The sequence below is a fragment of the Pseudomonas sp. SIMBA_067 genome (genome assembly GCF_046534675.1).
Taxonomy (GTDB): Bacteria; Pseudomonadota; Gammaproteobacteria; order Pseudomonadales; family Pseudomonadaceae; genus Aquipseudomonas; species Aquipseudomonas putida.
The window spans coordinates 1-247 of the sequence record NZ_JAWRYH010001061.1 but is presented as its reverse complement, the minus strand read 5'-3'; the positions used below and the strand labels follow the sequence as shown (position 1 = coordinate 247).

Sequence of the window (247 nt, the reverse complement as noted above, 5' to 3'; positions counted from 1 at the left end):
GCTATTCGCGCGCCACTGCTTGCATTGCACGAGGATTTTCTCGCGCGGCCGTATCAACACGAGATCTACACCGCCATCGGCTCCTCCTTGGCCAACGACATTCACGACATATCCGAGTCTCCTGTAAGCCTCACCGACGAGCCGCTCAAATTCTCTCCAGCTCAACTCCTTCAGACTATTGAGGTTTCGCTGCGAGTCCAGCAGCTGGCCGCGCAAGTCAGCTCGCCACGCAGCGACCAGGCCGGAC

1 protein-coding gene is annotated in these 247 nt (G+C 59.1%); it reads right to left on the bottom strand.

Annotated features, from left to right (window positions below; all coding sequences use genetic code 11):
- Positions 1-247: restriction endonuclease (locus tag SB765_RS32485; protein ID WP_410932874.1), on the bottom strand; the 247-nt coding region annotated here is incomplete at both ends.